Source organism: Nocardia sp. NPDC019395 (genome assembly GCF_040632335.1).
In the GTDB taxonomy this organism is placed as follows: domain Bacteria; phylum Actinomycetota; class Actinomycetes; order Mycobacteriales; family Mycobacteriaceae; genus Nocardia.
Genome location: NZ_JBEYBT010000039.1, coordinates 1 through 7,766 on the forward strand (window position 1 = coordinate 1; position 7,766 = coordinate 7,766).

Here is a 7,766-nt window from a genome sequence, read left to right on the forward strand (position 1 = left end):
GGCGCTCAGTCGCTGCGCTCCTTCGCTCTGTCGCTCCAGAACCGGGCGGGCCCCGCCCGCGAAGGTTGAACGGCCGGGGGAGGGGGTGGGAGGGGTCGAGTGGGCGGTGGGCTCCCTTGTCCTGGTCGCTCCAGAGCGGGGCGGGTGGGTTGTGCGGGACCGGGGATTGTTGCGAGATCGTTTGGTATGTCGTGTCGGTGGACACATTGATTCGGGAGTGGCAACGCGTAATCTGTTACTACGACATGTCGTAGTAACAGGAGGTTCGGTGTGGACGCCCTGGATGTCTCGCGATGGCAGTTCGGCATCACGACCGTCTACCACTTCTTGTTCGTTCCCTTGACGATCGGCCTGGCGCCGCTGGTCGCGGGGATGCAGACAGCGTGGGTTGTCACCGGTAAGGACCATTGGTACCGGCTGACCAAATTCTTCGGGAAACTGTTCCTGATCAACTTCGCGCTCGGTGTCGCCACCGGGATCGTGCAGGAATTCCAGTTCGGGATGAACTGGAGCGAATACTCACGGTTCGTCGGTGATGTCTTCGGCGCACCGCTGGCCCTCGAGGGGCTGGTGGCCTTCTTCATGGAATCCACCTTTATCGGGCTGTGGATATTCGGCTGGTCCCGGTTACCGAAACTGGTGCACTTGGGCACCATCTGGATGGTGGCGATCGGCGTCAACGCCTCCGCGTACTTCATCATCGCGGCCAATTCCTTCATGCAGCATCCGGTCGGAGCCAGGTACAACCCGGAAACGGGTCGGGCCGAATTGACCAGCATCGTCGAGTTGCTCACCAACAACACCGCGCTCGCTGCGTTCCCGCACGTGGTGGCGGGGTCGTTCCTGACCGCGGCCACCTTCGTCGCCGGTATCGCCGGCTGGTGGATGGTCCGCAACGCGCGCGGTGGTGACCCCGGCAAACTCGCCGAGGCCCGCATCATGTGGCGTCCGGCCGCACGGGTCTCCCTGCTGGTGGCGGTGATCTCGGGCGTCGCGCTGATCTACACCGGCGATGTACAGGGCAAGCTCATGTTCGAGCAGCAGCCCATGAAGATGGCATCGGCGGAATCGTTGTGCCACACCGAGGTAGATCCGGATTTCTCGATTCTCACCGTCGGTACCCACAACAACTGCGACAGCGTCACGCATGTGCTCGAGGTGCCCTACGTACTGCCCTGGCTGGCCGAAGGCAAGTTCAGCGGGGTGGAACTGGAGGGCGTCGTCGACCTGCAGAAGACTTTCAACGAAAAGTTCGGGCCCGGCGATTACCGGCCGAACCTGTTCGTCACCTACTGGTCGTTCCGCGCCATGATCGGCCTGGCCGCGGGGTCCGTGCTGCTGGTATTGGTCGGATTCTGGGTGACCAGGCGCGGGCGGGTACCCGATGAACGGTGGTTCTCCTGGTTGAGCCTGCTCGCCATCCCGACCCCGTTCCTGGCCAATTCGGCCGGCTGGGTGTTCACCGAGATGGGGCGGCAGCCCTGGGTGGTGGTACCCAATCCGACGGGTGACCAGGACCTACGGTTGATGGTGCAGCAGGGGGTGTCCGATCATTCGGCCGCGACGGTGTGGATCTCGCTGGTCACTTTCACCGTGCTCTACGGGCTGCTCGCCATTGTGTGGTTCTACTTGATGCGCCGCTATGTGCGGGAAGGTCCCGAACGCTCGCCCGAGGAGTCGGCCGAGGGTGGGAGCACCGCGGAAAAATCTGCCGCCGAGCAGCTTTCGTTCGCTTACTAGGAGCCGGGGATGGAACTGCAGGAATTCTGGTTCGTACTGATCGGGGTGCTCTTCACCGGATACTTTGTGCTGGAGGGCTTCGATTTCGGAGTCGGGATGCTCATGCCGATCCTCGGTAAGGGATCCGATACCCGGCGCCGGGTGGTGCTCAACACCATCGGGCCGGTGTGGGACGGCAACGAGGTCTGGCTGATCACCGCCGGCGGCGCGCTGTTCGCGGCGTTCCCGGAGTGGTACGCGAGCATGTTCTCGGGGTTCTACTTTCCACTGCTGCTGTTGCTGGTGGCGTTGATCCTGCGGATCTGCGCCATCGAATACCGCGGCAAGATCGACGATCCGCGCTGGCGGGCCCGCTGTGATATCGGCATAGGTATCGGCTCCTGGGTGCCCGCACTGGCGTGGGGCTGGGTCTTCGCCAATATCGTGCGCGGCGTGCCGCTGGATGCCGATAAGCAGTTCACCGGAGCAGTCGCGGACCTGTTCAGTCCGTACGCATTGCTGGGCGGGCTCACCACCGGTCTGCTGTTCGCCCTTCACGGGGCGGTATTCCTCGCGCTCAAGACCGCCGGCGAGGTCCGCGAAGACGCGGTGCGCATCGCACGGCTGCTGCTGGTGCCCACGGTGGCCGCGGTCGGCGGTTTCGGGCTGTGGACCCAATTCGCCCACGGAACGGACTGGACCTGGATTCTGGTGGCGCTGGCGGTATTCGGTCTTCTCGCCGGGGCGGCGGCACTGTTCGCCGGCCGTGACGGCTGGTCCTTCGCCGGGACCGCGCTCACCGTGCTCGCCGCCTCCGGGCTGCTGTTCGGCGCCCTGTTCCCGGATGTGCTGCCCTCCACCATCGACCCGGCCTTCAGTCTGACGGTCGACAACGCGTCGTCGACCCCGTACACGTTGAAAGTGATGAGCTGGGCGGCGGTTATCGTTACACCGGTCGTCCTCGGTTATCAGACCTGGACGTACTGGGTTTTCCGCAAACGCATCAGTGTCGAGCACATCCCGCCCGGAATCGGGCTTTCGCCCCGCGTCGCAACCGAGGAGTGAATCCGAATGGCCCGCCCGCCTGTGGACCCACGCCTGTGGCGGTACGCGCGCTCGGCCCGGAAATATCTGGCGCTCAGTGTCGGCCTCTCCCTGGTGACCACGCTGGCCATCGTGGCCTCCGCCGTGCTGCTGGGGCGGGTACTGGCCGGTGTCATCACCGATCCCGGGCAACGCACGGCCGGTGCGTGGAGTGCCGAACTGGTACTGCTCGCGGTGGCGATCGCGGTGCGCGGGCTGGCTGCCTGGTGGCAGTCGCGGATCGCGCACCGGGCGGGCGCCCGGGTCGTCACCGAACTGGAGCAGGCGGTTCTCGCGCGGGGTGCCGGACTTCCGCCGCGAGAGCTGGAACCGCGGCGCACCGAACTCGCCGTCGTGGTGGGCAGCGGACTCAGCGGTTTGCGCGCCTACCTGACCGGCTATGTGCCCGCCCTGCTGCTGGCGGTACTGGTGCCGCCGGTGGTGCTGGCGGTGATCGCGGCCCACGACCTCACCTCGGCGATCATCGTGGTCATCACCCTCCCGCTGATCCCGATCTTCATGATCCTCATCGGCCTGCTCACCGAGGGTCGCGCCCGCGCCACCCTGGACGCCACCACCCGGTTGTCGGATCAACTGCTGGACCTCTTCGCCGGTATGCCGACCCTGCGCGCGCTCGGCCGGGAGACCGGCACCGCGGCGGACACCCCGGTCCGGAGTATGAGCGGCCGGGTCCGGGACTTGGGCGAATCGCTGCACCGGCGCACGATGAGCGCGCTGCGGATCGCGTTCCTTTCCTCGATGGTGCTGGAACTGCTGGCGACGCTGTCGGTGGCGCTGGTCGCCGTGGCGATCGGGATGCGGCTGGTGCACGGCGATATGAGTCTGTACGCCGGTGTGGTCGCACTGGTCCTCGCACCCGAGGTGTATCTGCCGTTGCGCACCGTGGGCGAGCGCTTCCATGCCGCGCAGGACGGAATGGCGGCCGCGGACAAGGCTTTCGCGATTCTAGAGCCGGACAGTTCAGTGGCGGTGCCACGCGCCCCCGGCCACGACCGGGAACCTCGGACTTCTCCGGTGGCGAGCGGACCGCGCCGATCGGATTCTCTCGCCTCCCCGGCCGCCCCCGCGCCACGCGGTGGGGTCATCGAATTGCGCGATCTCACTGTCGAATCCAGAGACGGGGCCGCGCCGGACGGCCTGACCGCCCGGCTGCGGCCCGGCGCCGTCACCGCGTTGACCGGACCCAACGGCAGCGGTAAATCGACTGCGTTGCAGGCGATACTGGGCCTGCTCGAACCCACCCGGGGCGCCGTGCTCGTCGACGGCGTCGATATCCGGCGGATTCCTCCGGACCAGTGGTGGAATCGCGTGGCCTGGCTCCCGCAGCGCCCGGTGCTGGTGCCGGGCACGTTGCGGGAGAACCTCGAACTGCTGGGCGCCACCGTCGCCGGTTCGTCCCGGCGTGGCGCGGCCCGGGTGCTCAGCGAACTGGATGCCGCCTGTGCCGTAACAGGTTTCGATGCCGTGCTCGAGGCGCTGCCTGCCGGATGGGATACCGTGGTCGGGTCCGGTGGGGTCGGACTCTCGCTGGGGCAACGGCAGCGTATGGCCCTGACCCGGGTACTGGCCGCCGACCGGCCGATCCTGCTACTGGACGAGCCGACCGCGCACCTGGATTCCGACAGTGAGGTCGCGGTGGCGGCGGCGCTCACCACACTCGCGCGGACCGGTGTCACCGTGGTGGTGGTCGCCCATCGCCCGGCTCTGCTGTCCGCCGCCGATGAGATCGTCACGCTCCCGTCGACCTCCGACCGAATATCGCGATGAAACCCCGAAGCTCAGCCACCCGCCACCCGCCCCGACCGGGCGGTGCCGCGGGCACCTCCTGGCCGCCGCGTCGATGGACCCGGGTGCGGCTGCTGCTGCGCGACACCCGCCAGATGTGGGAGTTGCTGGAGATTCCGCGATGGCGGTTGGTGGTCGCGATCTCCTGGGGTGTACTGGCATTGGGCAGCGGCCTCGGTTTGGCGGCGCTCGCGGCCTGGTTGATCGCCCGGGCCTGGCAGATGCCGCCGGTATTGGACCTCACTGTCGCGGTGGTCGCGGTCCGGGCGCTGGGAATTTCCCGGGGGCTGTGCCGCTACCTGGAGCGGCTCGCCACCCACGACGTCGCGCTGCGTTCGATGACCGCGGCGCGCGCCTCGGTCTACCGGGCACTCGCTCGTGCGCCCCTGTGGCTCACTCGCCGTTCCGATGCCGGTGCACCCGGTCCGGCCGTACCCACCGCACCTGGCGGTCCCGGCGTGCCCGGTCGGCTGCGGCGCGGTGATGTGCTGGTTCGGGTGGGCAGCGATATCGACGACCTCGGTGCCGTGGTGGTCCGCGCTTTCGTTCCCATCGCGGTGGCGCTGATCCTAGCGGCGATGGCTGTCGCGATACTGGCCTTCATCTCGCTCGCGGCCGCGGCTGTTCTGGCCGTCGCGCTCATTGTCGCCGGCATCGTCGCGCCCTGGCTGTCCGCGCAGGCGGCGGCCGGTGCCGAACGAGCGGCGCGGGGGGACCGTGCGGAGTTCACCGCGCATGCGCTCACCGTTCTCGACCACGCCGCCGAACTACGTGTCGCCGGGAAACTGGACAGTGCACTCGCCACCGCCGTCGCGGCTGGTGATCGGGTCCTCGTGGCCGAGGACCGCGCCGCCGGGCGTAATGCCTGGGCGGCGGCGGCCACCCCGCTCGCAACCGGAGTGAGTGTGCTCGCCGCACTGCTGATCGGAATCGCCCTCTACGGTCCGGACGGGGGGTCCGCGGGGGCGATGACACCGATGGCGCTGGCGGTACTGGTGCTGCTACCCCTCTCGTCGTTCGAGGCGACCGGCGCGCTACCGAACGCGGCGCAGACCATCACGGTCGCGCGGGCGGCGTTACACCGGCTGCGTGCGGTCTCACCGGACCACTCCGCCGAACAGCCGGCGCCGTCCCGTCCCGGCGTCACGGTGACCGCGACGGCATCGGCCGATACCCGCAAGAGATTCGGAACGGGCGGGGATCCGCACCCCTTCCCGTATGCCGACAGCCGCGCCGACGGGGTGGTGATCGGCTGGGTGGGTGACGGTCAATGGCAGATCCCGGAACGCCCCCGGACGCCGCGGGTGGTGGTGGTCGGCCCGAGCGGGGCAGGTAAAACGACCCTGCTCATGGCCTGGGCCGGCCTCTTCGATACCCCGGACGAACAGGTCCGGTTCTTCGCCGAGGACGCGCACCTGTTCGGCACGAGCGTGCTGGAGAATCTCCGGGTGGCCCGCGGTGACCTGGATCCCGAGGCCGCCGAGCGGGCATTGCGTGCGGTCGGTCTGGGTGACTGGCTCGACGACCTGCCCGAAGGTGTTGACACGAGCCTCGTCGGCGGTGCCGCCGCGGTATCGGGCGGACAACGGCGTCGGATACTGCTCGCGCGTGCCCTGGTCTCGCCCGCGCGGACCCTGCTGCTCGACGAACCCACCGAACATCTGGACAGCACGTCCGGGGCCGGTCTGTTGTGCGCCCTGCTCGATACCGGCAGTGGGCTGGTCGCACCGGACCGCGATGTGGTGGTGGTCACGCACCAACTCCCGGCCGGGCATCGGGCCGGACTGGTTATCACCGTCGACGAATCCGGCCAGGTCCGGGCGGCTTTTCCCGACGATGCCGACTTCCGGTACGCCGTCGGCGAAATTCCGTTGCCGACCCCGGCGGCCCGCGGCTAAATTCGTCGGTACACAAGGAAGGAGGTGATCCAACGAATGGAAATTCAACGGACGCGTGAGGTGGCTGTCAGCTGAGCGCTGTAGCCGGCTGTGCACGGATTCCGTTCACCCGTATGTGCTGAGCGAATTCCAGGCAGCCACCCGGCCCCCGAGTCCCTGATCTGTCCGATCGGGATCGGCCGCGAATCCACGGTATTCACATCGTGGTCCGCGCCGATACGGCTCGGGGGTCGTTCCATTTCGCGGCATATTCCATGAGCGCCACGGCAGGGTTTCAGCCGATATAGCGCTGCAAGCGCGCGGAGAGCCGAGGCTGCAGCGGTCCATCGGCCACCACCCGCTCTTCCACATATGCCAGATCGCCGCCCTCGACGATGCCGTAGAGGCGTTTCGCGCCGCCCACCACCGCGCCGGTCTGGCTGCGGATCACCACATCGGTGGCCAATTCCCAGGACGACTGGGTCAGTGCGGTGCCGTAGAACAGTTCGACGATGCCCGTGCTGTGTGTGAGCAGCAATTCCAGCACCTCGTCGTTACCTTCGATACCGACGCGCCAGAAGCCGCTCTCACGCAGGTCCGGACCGCCGTAACTGCCGTCGGATTCGACGAACCAGGAGCGCGAATCCCAGCTCAGGTAGTCCCCGCCGTCGTGGGAGACCACGATCTGCTGTCCGAACCGGTAATCGCCGCGTTCGGGATTGTTCCCCTCGCCCTCACCGCGCCACACGCCGACCAACGGCAACAGCGCCAGCATGGCCGGGTTCAGATCCGGGCCGAGTCGCAGATTGGCCGTATCGTCGGGCAGCGGCAGATCCGGGAGAACGGGGACGTTGCGGCCGGCGGTCGCTTTGGCACGTTCGGCCGCGTCGGCCACAGCCTGATCGCCGCTCAGCTGGGGCTGATCCTGCGCCGAGCGGCCGTTTCCGTTCTGGGCGGACGTATCGTCCGCCGGTTCGCCGTTCGTGGTATCGCTCGCTCGCTCGGCCGGATCGGGACCCTCGCTCGCGAGACCACTCATGATTCGGTGAACAGCCGGTAGAAGACGTACAGGCCGAACCATCCGATGAGGATCGATACGGCGATCAGCAGAATCTCGAAGAAGAGGACCACGGGGGATATTTTAGGTGCCGTCATCGGTGGGTGTTGTTCCGGCCCTGTTTTCGGCGTGCTGTGTTTTTTGGCGCCGCCTGCGGCGTCGCGGGTTCGGGGCCCCCTTGGTCTCGTTCTTCACTCCCGGCGCTCAGTCGCTGCGCTCCTTCG

Annotated in this window: 5 protein-coding genes; 4 read left to right on the plus strand and 1 reads right to left on the minus strand. The window is 67.5% G+C overall.

Features of this window, described 5'->3' with window-relative positions:
• Positions 1–270 precede the first annotated feature (270 nt).
• The 4 genes from ABZ827_RS31205 to cydC all read left to right on the plus strand — a co-directional run bounded on the left by ABZ827_RS31205 (position 271) and on the right by cydC (position 6,506).
• Positions 271–1,740, plus strand: a complete 1,470-nt coding sequence (locus tag ABZ827_RS31205) for a cytochrome ubiquinol oxidase subunit I (protein WP_357244666.1) — start codon at positions 271–273, stop codon at positions 1,738–1,740.
• Positions 1,741–1,749: 9 nt separating this feature from the next.
• Positions 1,750–2,784, plus strand: a complete 1,035-nt coding sequence (cydB, locus tag ABZ827_RS31210) for a cytochrome d ubiquinol oxidase subunit II (RefSeq protein ID WP_357244669.1) — start codon at positions 1,750–1,752, stop codon at positions 2,782–2,784.
• Between the two features lie 6 nt (positions 2,785–2,790).
• Complete coding sequence (gene cydD, locus ABZ827_RS31215) at positions 2,791–4,590, plus strand: thiol reductant ABC exporter subunit CydD (RefSeq protein WP_357244672.1); 1,800 nt, start codon at positions 2,791–2,793, stop codon at positions 4,588–4,590.
• Positions 4,591–4,703: 113 nt separating this feature from the next.
• On the plus strand, positions 4,704–6,506 hold the full coding sequence (cydC, locus tag ABZ827_RS31220) for a thiol reductant ABC exporter subunit CydC (RefSeq protein WP_357244678.1): 1,803 nt from the start codon (positions 4,704–4,706) through the stop codon (positions 6,504–6,506).
• 274 nt (positions 6,507–6,780) lie between these two features.
• Here the strand turns inward: cydC and ABZ827_RS31225 are convergent, their stop codons facing one another.
• Complete coding sequence (locus tag ABZ827_RS31225; RefSeq protein WP_357244675.1) at positions 6,781–7,524, minus strand: FABP family protein; 744 nt, start codon at positions 7,522–7,524, stop codon at positions 6,781–6,783.
• Positions 7,525–7,766: the final 242 nt, after the last annotated feature.

Coding starts and splice junctions, on each gene's coding strand:
- cydC (WP_357244678.1), top strand. CDS start 4,704: ATGTGGGAGTTGCTGGAGATTCCGCGATGGCGGTTGGTGGTCGCGATC.
- cydB (WP_357244669.1), top strand. CDS start 1,750: ATGGAACTGCAGGAATTCTGGTTCGTACTGATCGGGGTGCTCTTCACC.
- ABZ827_RS31225 (WP_357244675.1), bottom strand. CDS start 7,524: ATGAGTGGTCTCGCGAGCGAGGGTCCCGATCCGGCCGAGCGAGCGAGC.
- cydD (WP_357244672.1), top strand. CDS start 2,791: ATGGCCCGCCCGCCTGTGGACCCACGCCTGTGGCGGTACGCGCGCTCG.